We start from the raw sequence: 23,284 nt of genomic DNA, 5'->3' as shown, positions 1-23,284 counted from the left end.
CCGAGGTTAGATAAGTCGACGGTTCAAACTGCCGACGCACCAGGTCCGGCGGCCGGGCGTTTGCCCTGTTTGGTCAGGCCGCGCCGCCGCCGCACCCGACGTGCCACCCAACCGCCCTCGGCCATGATCTCGGCGATGGTGTTGCGGGACACCCACCAGCCGTTCGCCCGGAGCTCAAGACCGATATGGGGACTGCCGTAGGTCTTACCAAATGCCTCGAACGCGACCCGAATCGCGTCGATGAGTTCGGCGCGGCGGCGCTGCCGACCAGTGGGTCCCCGGTCGCACCCCCTTCGCGTCGAACACCGACAGACCCAACCCAGGATTCGCTACTCGAGCCGTGCCCTGGGCGTTCCCACAGGTCGACGCCTCACCTGCAAAATTGCATAGCAACGCTGCGGCGTATCCTCGACGCAGGCGCTGCATTTCTCACCCAAGCCCAGAATCGACCAGTCACAGCAGTTAATCTCCGAAAATGTGCGGACAGTCTCCAAACGACACGGTCGCCACAACCTCTCACATCAAGAGTGTTGCGACGACCGCGCGAGCCCAAGACAGCGACGTGCCCGTTCGCAATTTTGTGGCTGGATGTTCGGCGCTCAGCCGAGGCTGAAAGGCTGCCCCCACAGCGTCACCCAGGTGATGACGTTGTCGGTCTGCACCTCGACGCTGACAAACGCCCGCGCCTGCGCGTAGCCACCGCAGCCATCGAGACCGATGGTCTCATCGGTCCATGTGACCGAACCGCTGGTGCCCTTGAACGCGTTGCGGGTCTTGTGCGATTCGTTGCCGAAGTCGTCGGCCTGCTCCAGATCGAGCACGTAGAACGACTTCGCCTGACCCGGACCCAGCGACAGATTGCCGCCGGAGTTCGCGCCCACACCGCCGGTGACGGTGTCGCCGCTCCAGTCCACGTTGCCGTCGACACCACCGGTGGCACCGCCACCGGCGATATTGACCTGGCAGCCGACGGTGTAACCGGGGAAAATGGATCCGCCTGCGGCGCCGGACAGCTCGACCTGCGCGCTACCGGAGACCCACGCATTGCGGTGCAGCGGCGTGGCGCCCATGGACGGGCTGATGGTGGCCGACTCCCCGACCAGACGAATCGTCACGACGGTGCCGTCGGACAGGGTCTTGACGAACTCGCCGCCCGGCAGCGGGACGAAGGTGTCGGCGTTGGCCGCACCGGTGGAGAACAGGCCCATGGCGATGGTGGCAGCGGCGCCGACGCCGGCCATCCGTGCCAGGTTCTTACGGTTGAACATAGTTGGTATCCCTCGAGGGTTGAGTCCGCTTCAGCGGGAGGATGGTTCGTTGGATTCGACAGACGTCAGCCGATGCTGAACGGCATCCCGTAGAGGGTGGTCTTCGAGTAGTGATCGCCGATGATCTCGACAACCGTGTACGAACGCGCCTGCGCGTAACCCGCGCAGCCCTGGATCTGAATCTCGGCATCCTGGTACTCCACCGAGTACACACCCGGCTTCAGGATGTCCATGGCATCGATCTGAACGAACTTCACCTCACCGGGACCGAGGTTGATACCGATCGAACCACCAGCACTCGCCCCACTGAGGTTCACACTGCCCGACACACCCGCCGAAATCGCGTCATCAGCAATGCTGATCTGGCAACCCACGATGTAACCGGTGCCCAGACGCGAAGCACCATGGGTGGACGAATTATTCGTTCCAGGGTTTCCGGTCGGACCGTTGTTCGGGCCGACCTCGCCCTCCGGCGTCACAGCCACATCGGCAATGGCGTTCCCCGAAACCCACACGACACGGCCGGCACCGTTCGCGGCCAGAGAAGGGGAGATCAAGGCGCGCTCACCCGTGCGGGCGATGCTCACGCCTGGACCGGTCTTGTGGCCGTCCGGCAACGGCACGAAGACATCGGCATGTGCGGCACCGGTCCAGAACAGACCGGTGGCTACGGCCGCCGCGGCGGCAACGCCCGCGACGCGGGCGCCTCGAGACAGACCGTTGGTGCGGTACTCACTCATCTTTTCCTCATTGCGCATTTTTTGCGATTTTTTCGAGCTGGATAGATGCCCGTCGCAAGTGGATAGATCGTTTTGATTGCTTCACTACAGTTGGGATTTGTGTCGAAATCCGCGCTGTGCGGTGGGTGATTCAGTTGCTTTTCGCGGTGTCGCTCGGTGGGCGTGTTGCGCGTTCACGATCCTTTCGAAATATAGGAGGTCGCTGTGTGCAATGCCTTGAGGCATCGGCGTATATGTGGGAGCCGAATCGCGAATGTTGGGGCCGCACCAGGGGCGACGTGAGCGATGCCGACCGATACCCAACCCACTAGCATCGACAGCAGGATGACACGAGCGCGTGTACCGCGATCGGTCGTCCTGGCCAGCCAGCCGGGAGCTTCGCGTCGTGTTGCGAGGGCGAACAGCATCCGCGATGCCGTGTGGGTTCCGGAATTGAGGACCGATAGCACGGCGGTGGGCACCACGATCTGCATGACCTGCGAGGCGCCCGGGATACCGAGACATCGAGCAACGTCACAAAAGGACTGGTCCCAGCGCTGATCGACGCGTAGGGCACCAGCAGCACGATGAGCGCAGTGGAGCCTACATAGATAATGATCACTCGCCATACGTAATCGGAAGGTGGGGGTGCCGGATCCGGGCTGATGATGGAGAGGTGCTCGAGTGCACCGATCTCGCCTGCCGTGACCGGAGCCCTCGTCTCTGCGAACGCGGGATCGAACCGCTGATTGAATCCCAGAGCGACCGGCAGCGAACTCGCGGTGACTTTCGGGCGAAGCGCGTCGACGCGGACGATATCGAGATCGACCGGCTTCTCACAAACCACGGCGAGTCCGACGTCGGTGCACGCCTCGAGCAGGTCGATGTGAGTGGGCGTCGGCGAGGCAATCAGTATGGCATCCACCTCACCCGAGGCAATCAATCGCTCGGGCGAGGTCGTCGGAGTACCACCGAAACAAGCTGCGGCATCCTCGGCTCCCTCCACGCGTGGATCAGCAACCCACGTGAGCGCTGTGTCGGAATTGGCAGCGATGCTCGCCGCGTGCACCTGCCCGATGCGACCGGTTCCGATCAATCCGAAGCGAACGGATTGCCGACCACGACGTGCCATCATTTCACCGTTCCGCAAAGCGGTAGAGCTTTCTGTTGGCGAACTCGAGCATTCCGACCTTGCCGAGTTCACGCCCGAAGCCTGATTTCTTCACACCCCCGAAGGGCACGTCGGCACCGTGGAGGCCGACTGCGCCGACGAATACCATGCCGACGTCGAGCCGATCACCGACCCGCTCGGCGCGTACGAGGTCGTCGCAGACAATAACGGAGCCGAGGCCATAGGGCGAAGAGTTGGCGAGCTCGATCGCCTCATCATCGCTCGATACCCGGTAGAGCTGTGCGACCGGTCCGAACAGTTCCTCGGTGTAGATATCCATGACCGGTGTCACGCCGCCGATCACTGTCGGGGTGTAGACGTTCCCCTGCGGCTCGTTGTCGCCGACGAGGATCTCGGCGCCTTGGTCAAGAGCCCTCTGCACCTGGGCGGTGAGAGCCTTCGTCGCCTCATCAGAGGAAAGGGGACCGAAGTGACCGTTCACGTACGACTGTTTGCCGATCGCCGCGGTGAACTTCTCGGCGAACTCCTCGAAGTACTCGTCGATGACTACGATGCGCTTCGAAGCTGTGCAGCTCTGACCCGAGTTGTCCATGCGACCGCGCACCGCGTACTCGACCGCGCGGTCGAGATCGTCGGTGGCGAGTACGAGGAACACATCGGAACCGCCGAGCTCGAGCACGCACTTTTTGAGGTGCCTGCCCGCCTGCTCCGCGACAATCGAGGCAGCACGCTCAGAACCCGTGAGCGAGACACCTTGGACCCGGTCGTCGGCGATTACGTCGCAGAGCTGCTCGTGAGTCGCGAAGACGTTGACATACGCGCCTTCGGGGAAGCCGGCATCGCGGAACAACTGCTCGAGCGCGAGTGCCGACTCGGGGCACTGCGCCGCGTGCTTGAGGATGATCGTGTTGCCCAGGATCAGGTTCGGCACAGCGAAGCGCACGACTTGGTAGTAGGGATAGTTCCACGGCATAATGCCGAGGAGCACGCCGATGCCCTGGAAACGGCAGAAGGTGCGCAGACCGTCATTCACCTCCAATTCCTCGTCCGCGAGCCACTCTGCGGCGTTCCTCGCGAACGTGGCCGTGATGGCGGCGGAGAATTCCACTTCGCCAACCCCCTGGTCACGGGGCTTTCCCATCTCACGGTTGATGATCGCCGCCAGCTCGTCCTTGCGCTCGACGAAGAGTTCAGCCAAGTGCCTCGCGAGGAGAGCGCGCTGGTCAACCGTGGTCGTGCGTGCCCACTCCGCATAGGCGTTTTGAGCCGACGTCAGGGCTGACTCGATCTCCACCGCGGTGCATGTGGGATACTCGGCGAGCGTCTCGCCAGTGGCCGGATCGATGACTGCGAACGTACCCATCTCCGGTGTTCCTTCCTGTACCTCGATCGGACTCAGCGGACGTTGGGAGTGGCCGTCGCAGGGTAGAACCGCTGCCGAGTGCGGCGGGTGTGCTCATGTTGAGCGGTGCCCTCCTGGTTCCCCGGACGCTCGGAGGTCATCGGCACTCCGACGTCCCAGAACTGCCCGCTGCCCGAGAGATACCGCCACGGCTCGACCTTCGCTACGATCACGGCGGGGCGCCCGACGACGTCGCGCGCCGCTTCGAGCGCTTCTTCGACCTCCTCGACCGTGGTCACCGTCCAGGCGGCACAGCCCATGCTGGCAGCGTTCGCTGCCAGGTCGACGTCCACGACTGGACCATCGAGCCGGCCCGTTTCCTCGCTTCGCACGCGCAGCTGCGTGCCGAATTCGGCATCGCGACCACCCTTGGCGACCTGCAGCGGCCAAATGCACTGATTGCCGCTGTTGTCGATCAGGACCACGATGATCTTCTTCCGCTCCTGCACGGCCGTGACCAACTCCGTCGGCTGCATGTAATACGTACCGTCACCGATGAGAACGAAGACGTCCCCGGGGTCGGTCGGTCGCGCAAGCCGATGGCCAAGCCCTGCCGGAATCTCGTGGCCCATGCAGGAGTTTGCGTACTCGAAGTGAATCTCCGTACCGTTGGATGGATCCCATGCCTTATGCACACCCTCGACCACACCACCGGAGCCGAGCACGAGCGTGTCTTCGGCCTTGGTGTGCTGGTTCAGGGCGTGAATCACCTGCGCCTGACTCATGCGTTCGCCACGGAATTGCTGGAGATCGTATTCGAGCACCTCACGCGTGGCCCGCTGCGCGGCGGCGATCGCGGCGCGGTACTCGTCGGAGGTGCCGTACCGCACCGCTGCGAGCCTGGCGTGGAGCGCGGTGAGCGACAGTCTCGCGTCGCCTACGACCGCGACTGATCCCATCTTGTGCGCGTCGAAGGAACCGACGTTGAGGTTGACGAATCGCACGTCGGGGTGCTGGAAGAGCGAGTGCGACGCGGTGATGAAGTCCTGCAGGCGAGTGCCTACTGCGATCACACAATCGGACTCTTCAGCGATCCGATTCGCACCGATCGTGCCCGTGACGCCAACCCCCCCGACACCCATTCCGCCAGCTGGCCCAGTTCCCTTGCCAGAGAACGTCTCGGCAACCGGGATCCCGAACTCAGCACTCAACCTCGCGAGCTCCTGGGTCGCCTTCGAGTAGCGAACGCCGCCGCCGGCGATGATGAGCGGACGCTCCGCGCGACGGATGATCTCGGTCGCGTCGCGAATCTCGTCGTCGGTCGCCGAACGACGACGAATCGGCCAGACCCGGGGCTCGAAGAATGACTCCGGGAAGTCGTAGGCCGCACCCTGGATGTCCTGCGGGAGGCAGACCACCACGGCGCCTGTCTCTACCGGATCGGTCAGCACTCGCATCGCTTCGGGCAGAGTGGACAGCAACTGCGCGGGGTGGGTGATCCGGTCGAAGTAGCGACTTACCGGCCGAAAGCAGTCGTTGGCCGATACATCGCGCTCGACGGGATGCTCGACCTGTTGTAGCACTGGATCGCCGAGCCTGTTGTTGATGATGTCCGCAGGGAAGAGAAGTACTGGCAGGCGGTTGGTCGTCGCAGTGGCGGCTCCAGTGACCATGTTGGTTGAGCCGGGACCTGCCGACGCGGTGCACGCGAGCGTCGACATGCGGTTGGTCGCCTTCGCGAAACCGATTGCCGCGTGAACCATCGACTGCTCGTTCTTGCCGGGATAGTGAGGGAAGTCAGCCCCGTACTCGTCGGTTCCCTGCGCTAGGCCGACCGAATTGCCATGGCCGAAAATGCCGTACAGGCCGGCCACGAGTCGCCTTCGTTCCCCGTCCAATTCGCTGTACTGGACCTGCAGGTACTCCACGATTGCCTGCGCAACGGTACGCCGACGGACCCTCTGGATTTTGGCAGCGGGCGCGGTGTCGGCGGCGGCTGTGCTGGTCATTCATTCTCCTCGGTCACGAAGGTGGAGCGGCATTCCCGAGCCGACTCGTTCCACGATTCATGCTGGCACCGGTGCGACAGAGAGCTGTGTCCCACTTTGATACGGACCTGGGTCTGGCTCGACCAGATGCCGGGGTGCGTACTAGGGCTCCTCGATGAGGGCGCTCGCCTCGGTTGCGAGCCAGAGTTCGAAGGTGTCGCGGTAACTCTTCAGGCTGCGACCAGTGAGTTTCTCGATCCGTTTCAGCCGGTAGATCAGCGTGTGCTCATGGACGAAGAGTCGCTGGGCAGTCTGTCGCACCCTGCCCTGCTGCTGGAAGTACACGGTGAGGGTTCGCTGTAGTGTCGTGCCGTGCTCCGTGTCATAGGCCACGATGGGGTGCAGTGTGCAGTACACGAGGTTCCTCATCATTTCCATATCGGGTGTCAGCCATCGCGCCAGCCCCACCTGGTTTTCAGCGAGGATGACAGCCGGCTCGGCGGGGTCATACGCAATCCTGAGCGCCCACAGTGCTTGGCTCCGCATCCGCGCCAGCGCTCCGAGGTCACGCTCGGTCGCGCTCGCACCGATGAGCAGACGCAAGTCGTTCGCCAGCCGGTTGAGGTCCAAGCCGTCGCAGCCGACCACGGCGAGCAACTGCTCCTGCCTCAGCAACAGATGGGACAGGCCACGATCGGTGAGCCAGTCCCGCACCCAGATTTCCTCAACTGGGCCGCCGTCCTCTCCCACGATGGCGAGGAGGCGCACACCCCGGGCCGGATCGAGTCCGGCGGCATTGAACCGCTCCGCCAACTCGTTCGACTTGCCGCCCTCATCGAACGCGGCCGCGAGCAGCGCGCTCCCCTCGCGGTGGCGCACCTCGCGCCGCCGCTGGTCTTCGACGGCGTCGAGTGCGGCGAGCATGCTGACATTTTGCAGCGCAGCGAGCCCGCCCGGATCCGCGTCCGCGTGCTCCATACCGACCAGGTACGCCGTCACCCGGCTGCCAACGAAGAGCGGGATCACGTATCCACGGCGGGTCACGTGGAGGTCCGGGGATGACGATCCTGAGATACCGAGATCGAGGTCGTCGGGGACCCACGGCCACCCACTGAGCAGTGGTCTCCCAGCGGGGGACACAAGAGCCAAGCGGTATCCGGATACCTGCTCGAGTTGCGAGTAGATCTTGGCGATGTCGCTCTCGATGCCGTTCCTGAGCCGCAGAGTGTCGAAGATCCGCAAGTGCCGGGCGAGCCTCCCCCTTACGGCACGCTCACTGGCGCTGGCCACGAGGTAGGAGAGCTCGATGAACGGGATCTCCCGTGGTATTCGCAGCACCGGGAAGGACAGGCGATTCGCCTCGGTGATCATCTTCTCGCTGAGCGCAGGGGCCCGTACACTGATCACAAGCCCCGCCAGGCGATGTCGCGCCAGGCCTGCTATGTATCTGACCTGGCCCTCGGCGTCGTCAGGGATACCGAGACCGTTCACGATCAACAGTTCACCGCCCTCGAGCCAGGGTCCGGGGTCGGCCAGCTCGGAGACATGTGTCCAATGCACCCGATTGCGGTCTCCTCCGCCCCCTGCCACCAGCTGCAGGCCGAGGTGTGGCATCGCGACGAGATCAGCGATCGTCAGATAGTCTCGTCCGACCTCCGGTGTTCCACGGGCGCTGCTCATCTTTGACGCTCGGCAGCGGCCGACGGCGACGAGTTCGTTCCCGGGTCCACTCGCGCGAACATGTCGAGCTCAATCGAACCGGTACGGCTCTTGGGGCCCGACAGATGGCAGTGGCCGCGGTCGCTCGCAGGTGCTCTCGATGTTGATGTGCCGGCCGAGTTCGGAGGAAGCCTCGAAGGCGAGCAGGATCTCCAGCACGTGGTAGGCGAAGTCGCCCCCCGTGCGTGGCTCGGTGCCCGTGCTGATCGCATGCCCGAATTCGGCGAGCGCGATCCCGCGGTAGGAGTCGTCACGGTGTGTGATCGGAGTCTCCCGCCAGTCACCTCCGCCGGGAGGGGTCATATCCAGCGCGAGATCGCGCGGCTCGCCACGGCGCAGCACCGGCGCACCAGAGAAATGATCAGGATTTGGTGCCGCGATGGACCCGCCTGCCCCGTAGATTTCGAGGTGCGGCAGGTTGTGGTTCCATACGTCCCAACTCACAACGAGGGTCGCGACAGCTCCGGACTCGAAGTGAATCGTCCCCGTCACATGGGTCGGCGTCCGGATGTCGATGACCCCTTCGACACCGCCATCCGGCGTGGGCCGGGGGCGGGTCTCGGAGGACCGGGTTGCCGAGCCCGTCACCCGCCTCGCGGGTCCGAAGAAGTTCACCAGGTTGGTGACGAGATACGGGCCGATGTCCAGCATCGGGCCGGCTCCAGGGCTGTAGAAGGGGTCGACATTCGGGTGCCAGTACTCATAGCCGCGGCAGGCGAAAGACCCGAAGGCCGCGACCGGACGGCCGATCCAGCCGTCGTCGATGAGCTTGCGGGTCGTCTGCATGCCTGACCCGAGGAAGGTCGTCGGGGCGGATCCCACCTTGACATCTGCCTCCCGCGCGGCGTCGAGGATCCGCTTCGCGTCGTCGAGCGATGTCGCGAACGGCTTCTCCGAGAGCACGTGTTTCCCGGCCGCGATTGCCTCCAGCGTCACAGGGGCATGCAACGCCGGCGGGGTGAGATTGAGGACCAGCTCGACATCGTCGTTGACGAGGAGCTCCTTGGGCGAGAACGCCTTCGGGACCGAGTACTCGTCGGCGCGCGCCCGCACAGCGTCCTCGTCCACATCCGCGAGTGCGACCACGTCGACCTCGGGGTGCACTCCGATCTTGTCGAGGTACTGGTTCAGCACGTTTCCGACACCGATGATGCCGACTCGAATGGGTTCCACGACTGCCTCCTCAACAGCTCGTCCAAGTATGAGAAGACGTGCCTTCAGCACGCCCCACCCGCGCTCGCCCAGGGGCGACAATCCAACAGTCGCACGCGCGAGATGCGGGAATGCGTGTCAGTTCGAGACAGATGGATCAGCGCCCTGGGCGTCGCTGACTCCGCACGTGCGCAGTGGCCTTGTCGTCGATCTCCCCGTCCCCGACCACCACACCGTAGTCCGCGAGCGCTGCTTCGACGGAGACATGCCCCGCACGCACGTCTTCGAGCACAGCTGCCGGTTCGCGATCGAACGGAGGGCCGTAGCCGCCCCCGCCCGGGGTGATCGAGACCACCTTCTCCCCGCGCTTCAACTCATACCGACCCACGACGGGAATCTCTCGACGCTCGCAACTCTCACTGCTCTCGACCCACGCGGCTGGCGCGGCACCGCTGTGACCACCACGAACACCCTGCGGTGGATTCAGCTTGCCCTCGATGCCATAAGCAAGGGTTACCTGCGAGTCCCTCGATTCCAGCTTTACCCGCGTGGCAAGGCCACCGCGCTGCCGACCGGCACCACCCGAGTCGGGCACCAGTGTTCGCTCATGAACGAGGATCGGGTAACGCTGCTCATCGACTTCGACGCTGTCGTGGTAAAGCAGTGCGTTGCACACTGGGCGCTGGTAGGTCGGCCAGCCGTCGACATATGGGGTCGCCGGGCCGCCGACTCCCCCGACGAGAATCTGGTTCACATAGGCGTTGCCGCTCCGCTCGTCTACGCCCGATATAACCGACTTCGCCGGCGCCTGGCCGGTTGCCCCCTCGGCATTGCCGTAGCCGTCGCCGATCTGCGCGAATGCGGCCTGCACGAGGTTGACCACTCGGTCGGCAAGGTTCGTCGTGCCCGAAGAGCACGAGTACGGATGCCTGGGCACGCCGACTGCGCAGCCGTCACGGAGCAGCACCTCCATCCGGCGGAACGTGCCAGCATTGCTTGGCAGGTTTTCCGGAATGCCGGACAGGATTCCCGCGAGTGCCGCACCGGTGGCCGTGGCCCGGGTCAGGTTCAGACCGTTCGGCAAGTTGTCGGGGTTGTCGCACAGGTCGATGACGACGCGCCCGTCATCCGGCTTCACCGTGATCGAGGCTTGCAGTGGCACACCGTCAGGGCCGGTGCCCGGGAACGGGTCGTGCGCGGTCGAACCGTGGAGGACACATGCCGGCAGCTTCTCGATGGCGCTCGCCGCGAGACGCTCCGAGTAGTCGAACCACTCCCCCACAAACTCGACGATGTCATCGACGCCGAACTTCCGGGCAAGTTCATGGACGCGCCGCTCCGCGATGCGCGAGGCGCCAACAGAGGCGAGATAGTCGCCGTACCACTGGTCGGGCACGCGAATGCGCGATCGGCACATGCGAACGATGTCGTTGATGTCGGTGTAGTCGCGCTGGACCCGCACACAAGGGAAGATCAGCGCCCCCTCCTCGTAGACGTCACGCGCGCTGGCGTAGAACGTCGTCGGAGCCGAGTTGCCGCAGTCTGCCTGGTGTGCCTTGGTCACGGCTGTGAAGAGGTGTCGGCCGCCGACAAAGATCGGCACGAGGATACAGTGGTCAGCTGCGTGCGAGTTGCCCCGGTATGGATCGTTGTGCAGAAAAGCATCGCCCTCGCGGATGTCGTCGTGCAACTCGATCATGTCTTCGCCGAGCGGTCCAGCGCCGAACACGTGTACCGGCACTCCCTCGGCCGCGGCCAGCAGTTGGTTGTCGGCAGTGAGCACAGCACACGAGAAGTCGCGTGCGGTGTTGATGACGGACGAGCGCGCCGAGCGCAGCAGGCCGTTCGTCATCTCGCGGACGATGCCGTCGAATGCGTTGGCCAGCACGGACAATCGCACGGGGTCGAAACCGAGCGTCACTGTCACGCCTCCTTTCGCGTCAGATAGATGTTGGATCGGTCATCAACCTCGGCGTTCCACTCTGGGGGAACAACGATCGTCGTCGTCGCCTGGTCGATGACCGCGGGACCGGCGACCCGAGCCCCCGGGGCGAGTTCACTTCCGCGATAGCGCGGAGTGCTGTAGCTCGAGCCACCGAACACCACTGAATCGACGCGGTGGTGCTCGACCACGCCGTCCTCTGGTGCTTCGGCCTTCGGCAGCTCGGGGCGCGGGATCTCGACACGCACGCCCCATGTGATGATCTCAACCCGGCAGTTGGGATCATGGGTGCCGTTGCGGCGGTCGTGCTCCGCATGAAACGCCCGCTCGATTGTCTCGGCGCCGCTCACGTCCGCCATCGGCATTGCTTCCAGGCGCACTCGAAGGTCCCACGCCTGCCCGGGGTAGCGCGCATCCACGAAGTAGGTGATCTCAGCGTTGGCTCCGAACCCGGTGAAGCGCTTGGCGAAGGCAGCGGCCTTGGTTCTCAGCTCATCGATCGCGGCACGCGCAGACGCGGCGTCGAAGCCGTGGGTGTCGTTGTGCAGCGGTGCCAGGAACTCGGTGGCGATCGGCGCGCGGTGCGCGCCGAATGCTGCGAGCACGCCTGCGGTCGCGGGAATCAGCACCGTGTCGGCCTCGAGCAGCGCGCCGATGGCAGCGGCAATCATCGGGCCGGCGCCGCCGCCTGCGACGATCAGAGCACCGCGCGGGTCAACGCCCTGTTCGAGGGCGGTCTGCCGGATGGCTGTCGCCATGTGGCTCGCCGAGACGTCGATGACGGCCTGCGCGGCCTGGATCCTGTCCATTTTCAGTGGCCCGGCGATCTTCGTATCGATCGCCGCCACCGCGGCCTGCTGGTCGAGCGTGAAGCCGCCCTCGAAGCCGTCAGCGTCGAGGTATCCGAGCGCCACGCAGGCGTCCGTGACCGTGGGTTGGTCGCCACCACGGCCGTACGCGGCCGGGCCGGGTGTACTTCTGGCGCTCTGCGGGCCCACTCGCAACAAGCCACCGCCGTCGATCCAGCCGATGCTCCCGCCGCCCGCACCGATGCTGGTCACTGCGACCGAGGAGAGGCCGGTGAGATGTCCGATGAAGGGCTCGCCGAGCCACGCCTCACGGGTGTGCCGCACCACTCCCTGCTCGACGAGTGACACGTCGAAGGTGGTGCCGCCCATGTCGCAGACGACCACCGTGTCGCGCTCCGGGGCGGCGGCCGCGCCCACAAGGGGCGCCATAGACGGCCCCGAGTTGAGGAGCAGAACGGGGCGATTGAGCACGTCAGCAACATCGAGCACCGCTCCTTCGGAAGTCACGACGAGCAACTCGCCACCGAAGCCGTACTCAACGAGGTCCGAACGGAGGTTCCCCAGATGATCCGCCATCAAGGGCTTCAGTGAGGCGTCGATGGAAGCCGCTGAGAAGCGGCGATACTCGCGGATCGTCGGGTTCGCCTCGCTCGAAAGCGTGTAGGGGACGCCAGGCAGGATTTCCTCGATAAGGGCTGCGATGCGCCGTTCGTGCACGTCATTCAGAATCGACCACAGGCAGGCGACAGCGACCGCCTCGATGCCCTCCTCTGCGAACGTTCGCAGGACCCCACGTACCTGTTCCTCGTCGAGTGGCGTCAGTACCTCGCCCTCCGCCGACATCCGTTCACGCACCTCGAAAGTGCGGTGTCGCGGCACGTACGGCGGCGGGTAGGCCGCCTTCGAGTCGAAAGGATCGCGGCGACCACCCTCACGCAACAGCAGTGTGTCGGCGAAGCCCTCGGTGACGAGCAGTGCTGTCTTGGCGACCTTCCCGGTCAATACGGCGTTGGTCGCGTGTGTGGTCCCGTAGACGATGACGTCGGCGCCTCTCAGCACCTCCTCGATCGTCCGGTCAATCGATTCGGCCGCGCGGCGCACCGACGCCGCGAACCCGGTGAACACTCTGTCATAGGTGGTCAGCGCCTTGCCGACTGTCATCGTCCCGTCGCTGGATCCGACAACCACGTCCGTGAACGTGCCACCGGTATCGACGGCGATGTGGTACCTCGGGCCGTCCACTGCTTGCACTTCGACTACGCTCATGTGGCTTCAATACTTTCTTCTCTGCACTGCACGCCGACCACCGTCGAGAAACGAGTTCAGTCCGCTGCAACTCGGTTGCGGAGCAGGCCGACACGCTCGACATCGATCTCCACGACGTCTCCCGGCCGCAACCAAACCGGCGGATTCTGTTTTGCACCGATCCCCTGCGGGGTGCCCGTCGCAATCACGTCACCTGGAGAAAGTCTCAGAAAGCTCGACAGATAGGAGACGATTCTGGCGATCGAGAAGATCTGGTGGCACGTGTTGGACCGCTGCATCTCGACGCCGTTGACTCGGGTAACCAGCTCTAAAGCCTGCGGATCTTCGATCTCGTCAAGGGTCACCAAGACCGGCCCCCAGGGCGTCGACCCGTCGACCGCCTTGCCGGCAAGCCACTGCGTGCCGCGGTACTGGAGCTCGCGCGCGGTGATGTCATTCAACGGCGCGAGCCCCGCAACATACTCGAGCGCTTCGGCTTCCGCAACGTGTCTCGCGGGCCGCCCGATGATCGCCGCGACCTCCCCCTCGAAGTCCAGGTTCTCGCTTACCTCGACCCCGCCGATCGCATCATCCGGTCCGATCATCGTCGACGCGAACTTCGCAAAGACATCCGGATAATCGGGGAGGGCCCGACCGGTCTCCGCGACGTGGTCCTTGTAGTTGAGCCCGACGCAGAGCACCTTCGCGGGGTCGGGCACCGGCGCGACGAGACGAACCTCCGAACGCATACCTACGCGAGCGTCGGGTGTCCGTCCAGCAAGCGCGTCCAGACCGACGGAGATGGGCTTCAACTGGTTGCCATACCTGCTCAGAAACTCGCAGACCGAGTGTGTCGATCCGAGCGCCGCCTCCGGGGATGCCTCGAGTAGGCGCTCGAGGTCGTACACCACGCCATTGACGAGCAGCCCCCCTCGAGCGCCGAACGGGTGGTCGTAGGAAACCAGCTTCACGGTTCAGTCGTCCTTGTCTTCGAACTTGTCTGCATGGCGTTCAGGCTTTGTTCAGGGTCGCGGCGGTTGCGAGCACCGCGGCCGTGAGGCGATCAGCGACCTCGTCGACGACGCCCGCGTCCATAGGAGTGGAGAGGGAGAGAAGGTTCGCGGGCGACCCGAGTAGCCCGCGCTCATAGGATGCCCACCACAACCGGTGCTGGGTCGGCTCATCCACCCTCTCAATGCCCGAAGGAACGGCGCGGAGCAGCGATCCTCTCCCGCGCACCTCCCAGCCGACCGCAGCGATACGGGAGTTCACTGCTTCGCGGGCTGCGTCCCCGAGGCGGTTCAGGCGCTGCACCTCTGCTTCGGAGTACAGCCGGAGCGTCGCCGCGCCGGCCGCCATACTCACCGGATTCCCCGAAAATGTGCCCCCGTGCGGCAAGCTGCCCGCACGGGTCGGATCGACTTCCTGCATCAGCTCCGCCCGACCAGCGATCGCCCCGACGGGGAATCCGCCGCCGATCAGCTTCCCGGTGGTCAACAGATCCGGGTCGATGCCGTAATCGCGGCTCAGTCCGTTGAAGCCGAGGCGCAAGCTGATGGTCTCGTCGATGATCAGCACGATCCCGTGACGGGTGGCGAGGTCTCGCGCCTCGCGCACGAACTCCTCCGAGAGACTCAGCAACCCGGCGCGATTGGGCAGCAGGTCGAGGATTATCGCGGCGTATGTGTCCGCGGCGACCTCCACCGCCTCCCGCAGGAACTCGACGTCGTTCAGGGGCACTGTTGTGACGTCCTTGATCACGCCTTCGGTGATGCCGCGCGTATAGCTCGGTCCGCCCGACACCAGTGCCACCTCGGAGGTGCCGTGGTATCCGCCCCTGGTCACGATGACGCGCTCGCGGCCGGTACTCGCACGCGCGATGCGGAACGCAGACATCACCGCCTCCGTGCCCGAGTTCGCGAATCGCACCTGATCCAGCGCAGGCAATCTGGAGAGGAGCAGTTCCGCCAGCTCCCACTCATAGATGTTGGGAATGCCCCAGCTCGCCCCCTCCGACAACGCCTTGACTGCCGCTTGGTTGATCTCGGGGTGTGAATTGCCGTGGATCAGAACGGTGAAGTTGTTGTTCGCGTCAATCAGCTCGCGACCGCGATCGTCCCGAAGTCGGTAGCCCTCCCCTCGGATCGCGTAGGGTCCCGGCGCACCCGTGTAGTACGTCGACCGACCGTATCCGCCGGGAAGCAACGGGAAACCCCGCGCCCCCCGTCGCAGATGAGGGTCCTCTGCAGTGATTCGACCGGCTTCGGTGTCCAACACCGTGCGATTGTTCGTTGTCACCTCTTGCTTCTCCACTTCTTCCGTCCACGTGCTGATGCACGACGGGCGATACTCGCGCTGCGTGCCGGCCGAATGGCTAGTTCACTAGGTCGATCAGCGGCTGGCCCGTGAGCACCAGCCGGACCCGTTCCACCGCTCCCCCCTGGAGCGCCCCCGTTGAACGATTCGACCGCCACGCGATGTGCGGCGTCAGGATGGTGTTCGGGGCGGATCGCAGCGGATGTTCGGGGGCGAGCGGCTCCTGGGCGAACGTGTCGATGCCGGCGCCAGCGATATGTCCCGATCGGAGAGCGTCGGCGAGCGCGGACTCCTCGATGAGCCCGCCCCGCGACACGTTGACGATCACCGCACCTTTGCGCATGCGACCCAGAACCTCCGCAGAGATGAGATTCCAGGTGTCGTCTGTCAGGGGAAGGTGCAGCGACACGACATCCGAGTCCTCGAGCACCGCCGAGAGTTCAGCCATTTCGACGGAGTCCACTGTCACCAGGGGGTCGTAGGCCCGGACTCGCGCACCGACTGCGGAGTACATCTGCGCCACGCGCCGCCCGATTCGACCCAGGCCGACCACACCTACCTCCAACTCTGAGAGCGGCGGCGTGTCGTATCCGATGATTCCGCCCCAACCGAGATCACGGATGGCAGCGTCTCCCGCAGTCAGCCGTCTAGCCAGAGCGAGCCCCATCGCGATTGCGTGCGAAGCGACTTCCTCCGAGGCGGTCCCCGGGACGATGGACACCGGGATCCCGGCCCGCGCGGCGGCCTCGACGTCGATGTTGTCGTAGCCGACCCCGTAGCGGATCACGGCTCTGCACTTGGTCATGGACGGGAAGTCGGCAGGCGTCAGCCGCGCATACGGCGTGATCATGATGATCTCGGCGTCTGGCAGAGCTCTCTGGAACGCACTGGTGTCCGCCGCGACGGCGAGTTCGTAGCCGAACTCCTCGGCCAGCGCCCGCTCCCGGTTCACGTCCGGAAAGTGGTGTGGGGCCACCAGAATCACGCCCCTACTGTCGCTGCTCATCGACACCGTTCTCCTTGTCTCGGTCGACAGATCCCTCGTCGTGTAGAAGAGGCTCCGGGTTCGCGACCAGATGCTCACCTACGCTCTCCGGTGCTGGCCGCTGCCGCCGCCTGTGATCTCGGCGGGCGGCGCTTGGCATCAAGTACAGCCCGTTACCACGCACGCGATCCGTGCCAGATCGAAACACTCCCGAAACGGAGAACAAGACAGGCCGTTGTCACCGCACTCAAACGTGCGGTGACAACGGCCTGTCCATGAGATTTGTGAGGATCTAACTCACAATTCGAATCCCCTTCTTGTGAAGTAATCCATCCTCCGATACAGCGTCGACCTCCCGATATCGAGCAGCTCGGCCGCCAGGCGCTTGTTTCCGTCTGCCTCCCGAAGGGCGCTCCGCAGTTCACCGAGCTCGGCGTCCTCGAGCCTGCTGAGCCTGCCGTTTGTCATGGCCCGGCGCAGCCCCTGGGGCAAATCGTCGACTATCACCTCCGCTCCCCGCGAATGCTCGATCGCATTCGAGACAACCGTGCGAAGTTGGTCGATGTTTCTGGGCCAGTCCGAATCAGTAAGCGCGGTGAGCAGCCTGCGCGAAAGCCTCCGCCCGCCCATCTCGATGGCGAAGGCCTCGGCCAGCACCGGAATGTCCTCCCGCCTTTTCCGCAAAGGAGCGACGGCGATCTCCAGCGCGTCGAATGCCTCGGAGATGTGCAGCGTCGCATCAGTTGGTCGGGTCACAGTCATGATCACTCTGGCTGCGCTCAATCCCTTCAATACCCTCACCAGGTCGACGGCCTTGGAGACCGACAGCGAGTCGGCGTTCTCGAGGACGAGTGTCCGTCGCGAAGACGCGCTGACGCACTGCACAACCGCCGCAAGCTGCTGATACCCGAGCGCATACGCCTGACAGTCGAACTCGACGTAGTCGAGCCGAGTCCCAGCGATCGTGTGCGCCAAGCGCCGCTTTCCGGTTCCTGCCTCGCCGATGATGGCAGCAGACCTAGCCTGCTCAATCACCTTCCTCGCGAGCATCAGGATGCGCTGGAATTCAGCGCTCACCCCGTCAAGATGCTCCGACAGGGCGTCGGAGGCCGCAACGGTCGGCATCTCGCCAGCGGGTTCCGCCCGCTGGCGGCCAACCCTCGGGGTGGTTCGGGGCTCTGAGCCTGGGCGCATCACGACGATCGCGCCGACGCTGGACTGCGTGAGTTGCACGGGCGAGATGTCCAGCGTCACGGTGCCTGGTCCCCTTAGATTGACCTCGCACTGGGTCTCTCGTGCCAGGGACATGACTTCCTTCGCGTAGCTCGCGATGATCAGGAAGTCCCCTTCCTCCAGCGATGACGTAGCCGAGGCGTTCATCAGGGCGTTCTTACCATCCATCGCGATCACCGCCGAGTTCCCTCGGCGCCGGGACACCGTCATGTACTCGTCGAAAAGTGCACGCTCTCTGGCCGAGGCTCTCGCCTCGATTTCACGCCCGATACGAGCTGCCACTCCCTCCAACGTCAAGAGGGTCGCCGCGGGCTCGATCCCCCTGACGTGCTCGGCGGGAAGAGTTAGGCCGATGACCGCCCGTACCCGACTGTGGAACGGGTCCCGAACCAGCGAGGCGAAGCACCAGTTGCGGCGCATGTCCTCACGAAAGTGCTCCTCAGGCGCAACCCAGACGCTGCGCCCCTCTTCGAGCGCGATGCCCTCGCCGTTGCTGCCGCAGTTCTCCTCGAGCAGCGAATACCCAGCAGGGAAGGACTCCTCGTCTCGCAGGTAGCTCGGCTGGACGAGTACGCCGCTCGGCGCCGTGAGGCTCACGTAGCCGCCCATATCGGCGGCTATCTCGTCCAGTCTCCTGAGGTGGAGTTCGGCTGCCTGCATCGTGCGCTCGTCGACGTGCCCTTGATCGCGAATGTCGCGATCCACGATTGCGTCGACGCCCGCAGCGAGGCTTCGATACCAGGAGCGCACGACAAGGGGCCTAACGTGCGAGAGGTCCACGCCGGTATTGCTGAGGAACTCATCGCGTGCCCGAGCTACTCCAAGACGCGACTTGCTGTCGCTTGGGCTCAAAGGGTTTGAGGAAACCATCTCTGACACCTTGTCCACCGACGGCCGGAACTCGACTGGCCGATCACGCTAGCACGGCGCACAGCGAAATTCGATTGGCTTTCTCCATAACATGAGGCCCACTCGCTTGGCTCAACACAGAAGACCACCTTCCGGCGAGGCGGTTCCGCACCGCTGGTTCGAACTGGCGATAGTCGAGGGCTGCGAGCCCGTCGCCGGATTGAACCGTGGCCCCGGTGGAACCTCGGGTTCAGGCCACCTCGCCGAGATGGCCTGTTGATGGCAGTGGTATTCGTATTCGATCGGCGGCCGGTACCCGATCGACGAGTGCCGCTGGGTGTTGTGCCAGTGCACCCGCGCCCGCGGTTCCGCGTTCTAGTTCGGCGCGGCTGTGCTATTCGGAAATGTCCCAGTCGATGTCGGTGGAACGGAGCAATGCGTCATGGCCTCGGCCTGTGTGGACCCGGAAAAGACACCCAACTGGGTGTCTTACAACCATTGACGACGGAACGACAGGGCGAAATTCTCAAATGCGTGGCAATTATTGAGCTGAAACTGAATGGTTGAAGCGTAAACGGTGTGTGGCGCCTGGAAGTAGCCGCGGACTCGGTCGGGCAGTTTCTGGACGCGGTGGGAGAAGGAGCAGACAGCGGTCTGCATCTGGTCGCGGCTGGTGATGACCTGGTCGGCGGCTGTGTTTCAGGTCGGCGTTGACCTCGTCGGGGTTGAGGTGCGGGGCGTGCGGAGGCAGGAAGTGCAGCTCGATCCGGTCGCCGCGCTCGGCGATCCAGTCGGTGACCGCCCGGGACCGGTGCACGGGGTGCCCGTCGAGAACCAGGTGGGTCTTCTCGGCGTCCTGGCGCAACAGCCTGGTGAGGAACTCCAGGAACTGCGGGGTGACGAAACGGCCCTTGAACAGGGTGAAGTGCATGCCCCCGTGTGGGGAGATCGTGGACATGGCGTTGAGGGAGAACCGTTTTCCGGTCCGGGCCACCGTCGGTGTCTGTCCACGCCGGCCCCAGGTCCGCCCGGACAGGTGATCGGAACGGACACCGACCTGGTCGGCGAACAAGATGATCGCGCCCTCGGCTTTGGCCCGTTCGCCAGGGCCGGATAGATTTCCTCGGTCCAGGCCGGCATCGTTTCGGGGTCGGTCTCGATCGCGCGACGGTCGGGGCGCTGGAAGGTGGAACCCCATGCGCCGCAGCACTTTACCCATCCCTTGTTCGGTGTAGGACACCCCGAACAGCCTGCGGGCCAGCTCAGCGACCTTGCGAAGCGTCCACAACAGTCCACCCAGCTCCAACTTCTCGGGGGTGAACACCACCAACGCCTCCACCAACGCCTGGGTCCGCGACGTCGACAGTTTCGTCTTCTCCCCCAGACTTGCGGCCCGGCGTGAGGGAATCCAGCCCACCGACCCCGACCTCGGCAAAACCGATTGCGCCAGTTACGGATCGAGCCTTCCGACACCCCGAACACCCGCTGCGCCTCCGCCGAGGACATCCCGTCCAGCAGCGCCCCCATCACCCGCTTGCACACGACCTCCTGCTGGGCCGGCGAGAACTTGCACATGTCCATCCGAAGATCATCGCTCACCCCGAAACATCATGCGACACAACCGATATGTTTCAGGTCAATAACACCAGTAGAAACGTTGTCGCCGCGACAATGTCAAGCGCAGTGCTGGACTACCGTGGCGCACGAGCAGGAAGCAGTCACAATCCTAAATGAAAATACTTGGGAGCCTCCGTCCAGCCTCCATGCTCGTTCAGAAACGCGATATCTATCAGCTGCGGCTGTCGCCGGGGGCGAGCAGGCCTGTGAGTTCGGCGATCGCCTCTGGGAGGGTCTGTCCAGCCAACGGCTCTGTCGCACTTTCGGTGGTGATGTGTCGGCGGCGAGGGCACGATATTCCGATGTGCGAGGTGAATGTGCCTGCTGCCGTGGCATTTTCGGGGTTGTCGCCGCTGGTGGTGGAGGATGTGGTCGATGAGGGCGAACGGGTCGTGGTGTGGGCGCGGACGCCCGACAGCCCGGTCGTGTGTCCGGGCTGCGGGGCCGAGTCCGAGCGGCTGCACGGGTATCACTGGCGGACGGTGACCGATGTGCCGCTCGACGGGCGCCCCGTGGTCGTGCGGGTGCAGGTTCGCCGCCTGGTCTGCCCGACAACAGGCTGCTGCAACACTTTCCGCGAGCAAGTAGCTGGCGTTCTGGAGCGCTACCAGCGCCGCACCGCGCGTCTGACCAGGCAGGTGCGTGTGGTCGTTCGGGAACTGGCTGGCCGAGCCGGTGCTCGGCTGCTGGCGCGGTTGTCGGTCGGGTTGTCCCCGGCATACGGCGGTGCGCGTGCTGCTGAATATTCCGTTGCCGCAGCGGCTGGTTCCTGCGGTCGTCGGTGTCGATGATTTCGCATTGCTGCGTCGGCACCGATATGCCACGGTCGTGATCGACCCGGTGTCGCACGACCGGATCGACGTGCTGGCAGACCGCAAATCCGATACCCTGGCCGCCTGGCTGACCGACCATCCAGAGGTAATGACCGTCGTGCGGGACGGCTCGACCACCTATGCCGAAGCGGTGCGCCGAGCGCGACCTGCCGCTACTCAGGTGTCGGACCGCTGGCATTTGTGGCACGGGCTGGCGCGCGTGGTCGAGACAGCCGTCGCCGCGCACGGGCGTTGCTGGGCTGCCGCGGGGCCCAAGCGCCACCGGATCGCGCGTGAGACCACCACCATCGAACGCTGGCATGCCGTGCACAACCTGCTCGACCAGGGTGTCGGGCTTCTGGACTGCTCCCGCCGGCTGGGCCTGGCGTTGAACACAGTGAAACGCTATTCCCGTGCGCCGGAACCGGATTCGCTGCGCCGCCCACCGCGGTACCGGCCCGGATTGGTCGACCCCTACCGCGATCATCTGCGGGCCCGCCGCGCCGCCGAACCTGGTGTGCCGGTCACACACCTGTTCGCCGAGATCAAGTCCCTCTGAATCTGCTCTACTGCTATCTCAACGAAGGACGGCTGGCGGGTGACCGCGTCGCCGTCTCGGCACGCAAACTCGCCGGCTGGATCACGAGCCGCCCATCGGATCTGTCCGAAACGCGCCGCGCTCATCTGGATGAACTCGTCGCCGCCTGCCCGGAAATGACCCGGCTGACGGAACTGGTCCGCGACTTCGCCGAGATCATGGCCGAGCGGCGCGGCAGCGACCTGGACTGCTGGATCAAGCAAGCCCGCACGGCCGGATTACCCGAACTCGAACCGTTCCTGCGCGGTCTCGAGCAGGACCACGACGCCGCGGTCGCAGGCCTGACCATGCCCTACAGCAACGGGCCGTGCGAGGGCGTCAACACGAAAACGAAGCTGCTCAAACGGCAAATGTACGGCCGTGCGGGATTCCGGCTACTTCGACACCGGATACTCCTGGGGTAGGCCGCGACACGTCACCACCGAAAGTGCGACAGAGCCGAAAGTGCGACAGAGCCGTTGTATCCAGTCCCCTCTGGGATGGCTTTGAAGTAGCAGCGGACGTTCTCTGGTTTCCTGCGCCTCGACTCCGGATCAGCATCAGCTTCGAAACCCCGGCCGTTCCCGGCCCACGTACGGCGGTGCCTCGTCGTGCAGAGCGGCGGGCCCGCGTTGAGTCGGCCAAGCAGTTCGGCGACAGTAACCTCAGGTTCTCCAGAACCTTAGCATCTGTTGATGAATGTCATGATCTTGCCTGGTCAGGGATGAGCTATACGCCTTGAGGCCAAATGGGGTCCCACCCGCCGAAGCCCAGCGAAGTTCGGGATGTCCGCTGGTAGAGGGTGGTTCGACGGTTCCGCCTGCGAGATGTGGTGGTTGGTCCTTGGCTTGGGTGCCGATGAGGTTGGTCTGCGTCACCGATTTCGGCGAGGACCTGGGTGCCGGTGAGGTCGGCCAGTCCGGGCGAGGTGGTGACTATGGCGTGGTCGGGGGATTGCGGAATTCCTCGGCTGCAGGCTGCTCCAGGTCGTCGGCGGCTGTGCAGACGGCGTCGAGGGTGGCGAGCAGCGAGGGCTTGGCGTCCGATCGCTGTCTCCACCATATTCGGTTGATGCAGCTGCGGAGCTCCCAAAATATCGACGATCTCGGTGGTGAAGGCGTCGATTGCCCGCTGATGTCCGGCATGGCGTAGAACCTGTCGCGACACGGGGTTTGGTGAGTTCAGCCGCGTGCGCCGGAAGCTGAGCGACGGTGAGGATGGCGCGGGCGTCGGGGTGGCGAGGTTGTGGCCGATTTTCCGGCGAAGGTGTGGGGAAAGGCTGGGTATTATCCGCACAGCAGCGCGCTCGTGGCTGGCTTTGGTGCGCCGCCGGACAGCATCTTGCTGGGCGCGCTAATACCGTTAGGGCTTGGGTGAGTTCGCCGCTGGCCGCGGAGGACGTGCCCGCCGAAGCGGTGATGCTCAAAGGTCGAGCTATGGAGATACTGCCATTTGCGCTGATCATGTCGCTGCTGATCCAGCTGGACTGGCTATCCTCCGCGCGAGGCGCTGGCGGACGGGTAACCAGCGCAGGCCCGTCAGGGCTACGCATGGAATGCCGTTGCTGACCTGCCCACTC

The 23,284-nt window shown here is 64.6% G+C and carries 16 protein-coding genes and 2 pseudogenes; 2 read left to right on the top strand and 16 right to left on the bottom strand.

The features are described from left to right. Positions 1-23: 23 nt before the first annotated feature. From NA4_RS39595 to NA4_RS30130, 16 genes and pseudogenes are all read right to left on the bottom strand, one after another. Positions 24-242 (bottom strand): helix-turn-helix domain-containing protein, encoded by a 219-nt coding sequence (locus NA4_RS39595; RefSeq protein WP_281180076.1) that lies wholly within the window; start codon positions 240-242, stop codon positions 24-26. 357 nt (positions 243-599) lie between these two features. Next, complete coding sequence (locus NA4_RS30195) at positions 600-1,268, bottom strand: MspA family porin (protein ID WP_067477740.1); 669 nt, start codon at positions 1,266-1,268, stop codon at positions 600-602. 65 nt (positions 1,269-1,333) lie between these two features. Then, positions 1,334-2,008 (bottom strand): MspA family porin, encoded by a 675-nt coding sequence (locus NA4_RS30190; protein ID WP_067477749.1) that lies wholly within the window; start codon positions 2,006-2,008, stop codon positions 1,334-1,336. Between the two features lie 173 nt (positions 2,009-2,181). Beyond that, positions 2,182-2,616, bottom strand: coding sequence for a hypothetical protein (locus NA4_RS43830; RefSeq protein ID WP_084497586.1), 435 nt, complete (start codon positions 2,614-2,616; stop codon positions 2,182-2,184). 197 nt (positions 2,617-2,813) lie between these two features. Next, a pseudogene (locus NA4_RS43825) lies at positions 2,814-3,119 on the bottom strand (Gfo/Idh/MocA family protein); the annotation flags it as partial. A 4-nt stretch (positions 3,120-3,123) separates the two neighbouring features. Next, positions 3,124-4,482 carry an aldehyde dehydrogenase family protein gene (locus tag NA4_RS30180; RefSeq protein WP_067477738.1) on the bottom strand — a complete coding sequence of 453 codons (1,359 nt, stop codon included), beginning with the start codon at positions 4,480-4,482 and terminating at the stop codon, positions 3,124-3,126. A 32-nt stretch (positions 4,483-4,514) separates the two neighbouring features. Continuing rightward, a complete protein-coding gene (gene iolD, locus NA4_RS30175; RefSeq protein ID WP_067477735.1) occupies positions 4,515-6,470 on the bottom strand; it encodes a 3D-(3,5/4)-trihydroxycyclohexane-1,2-dione acylhydrolase (decyclizing) in 1,956 nt (651 codons plus the stop codon). Positions 6,471-6,611: 141 nt separating this feature from the next. Then, entirely contained in the window at positions 6,612-8,129 is a 1,518-nt protein-coding gene (locus tag NA4_RS30170) for a PucR family transcriptional regulator (RefSeq protein ID WP_067477732.1), read from the bottom strand. A gap of 69 nt (positions 8,130-8,198) precedes the next feature. After that, on the bottom strand, positions 8,199-9,341 hold the full coding sequence (locus NA4_RS30165; RefSeq protein WP_067477729.1) for a Gfo/Idh/MocA family protein: 1,143 nt from the start codon (positions 9,339-9,341) through the stop codon (positions 8,199-8,201). Between the two features lie 136 nt (positions 9,342-9,477). Continuing rightward, entirely contained in the window at positions 9,478-11,220 is a 1,743-nt protein-coding gene (locus NA4_RS30160) for a hydantoinase B/oxoprolinase family protein (RefSeq protein WP_281180075.1), read from the bottom strand. A gap of 23 nt (positions 11,221-11,243) precedes the next feature. Continuing rightward, complete coding sequence (locus tag NA4_RS30155; protein ID WP_067477723.1) at positions 11,244-13,337, bottom strand: hydantoinase/oxoprolinase family protein; 2,094 nt, start codon at positions 13,335-13,337, stop codon at positions 11,244-11,246. A gap of 56 nt (positions 13,338-13,393) precedes the next feature. Beyond that, positions 13,394-14,287, bottom strand: a complete 894-nt coding sequence (locus NA4_RS30150; RefSeq protein ID WP_067477720.1) for a fumarylacetoacetate hydrolase family protein — start codon at positions 14,285-14,287, stop codon at positions 13,394-13,396. A gap of 40 nt (positions 14,288-14,327) precedes the next feature. Beyond that, complete coding sequence (locus tag NA4_RS30145) at positions 14,328-15,614, bottom strand: aspartate aminotransferase family protein (RefSeq protein WP_218022460.1); 1,287 nt, start codon at positions 15,612-15,614, stop codon at positions 14,328-14,330. Positions 15,615-15,690: 76 nt separating this feature from the next. Beyond that, on the bottom strand, positions 15,691-16,638 hold the full coding sequence (locus NA4_RS30140; protein ID WP_067477717.1) for a C-terminal binding protein: 948 nt from the start codon (positions 16,636-16,638) through the stop codon (positions 15,691-15,693). Between the two features lie 276 nt (positions 16,639-16,914). Then, complete coding sequence (locus NA4_RS30135) at positions 16,915-18,720, bottom strand: sigma-54-dependent Fis family transcriptional regulator (protein ID WP_067477743.1); 1,806 nt, start codon at positions 18,718-18,720, stop codon at positions 16,915-16,917. A gap of 520 nt (positions 18,721-19,240) precedes the next feature. Further along, positions 19,241-20,116, bottom strand: coding sequence for an IS630 family transposase (locus NA4_RS30130; RefSeq protein WP_169811149.1), 876 nt, complete (start codon positions 20,114-20,116; stop codon positions 19,241-19,243). 502 nt (positions 20,117-20,618) lie between these two features. Here NA4_RS30130 and NA4_RS30125 point away from each other — a divergent pair. Together NA4_RS30125 and NA4_RS40870 are read left to right on the top strand one after the other, a co-directional pair. Beyond that, positions 20,619-22,130 (top strand): annotated as a pseudogene (locus NA4_RS30125) (ISL3 family transposase). A gap of 948 nt (positions 22,131-23,078) precedes the next feature. Beyond that, on the top strand, positions 23,079-23,273 hold the full coding sequence (locus tag NA4_RS40870; RefSeq protein WP_157129388.1) for a hypothetical protein: 195 nt from the start codon (positions 23,079-23,081) through the stop codon (positions 23,271-23,273). Positions 23,274-23,284 lie beyond the last annotated feature (11 nt).

It is taken from the genome of Nocardia amamiensis NBRC 102102, assembly GCF_001612745.1.
Taxonomy (GTDB): Bacteria; Actinomycetota; Actinomycetes; order Mycobacteriales; family Mycobacteriaceae; genus Nocardia; species Nocardia amamiensis.
The sequence above is the reverse complement of the archived record's forward strand: the minus strand, read 5'-3'. Positions and strand labels throughout refer to the sequence as shown.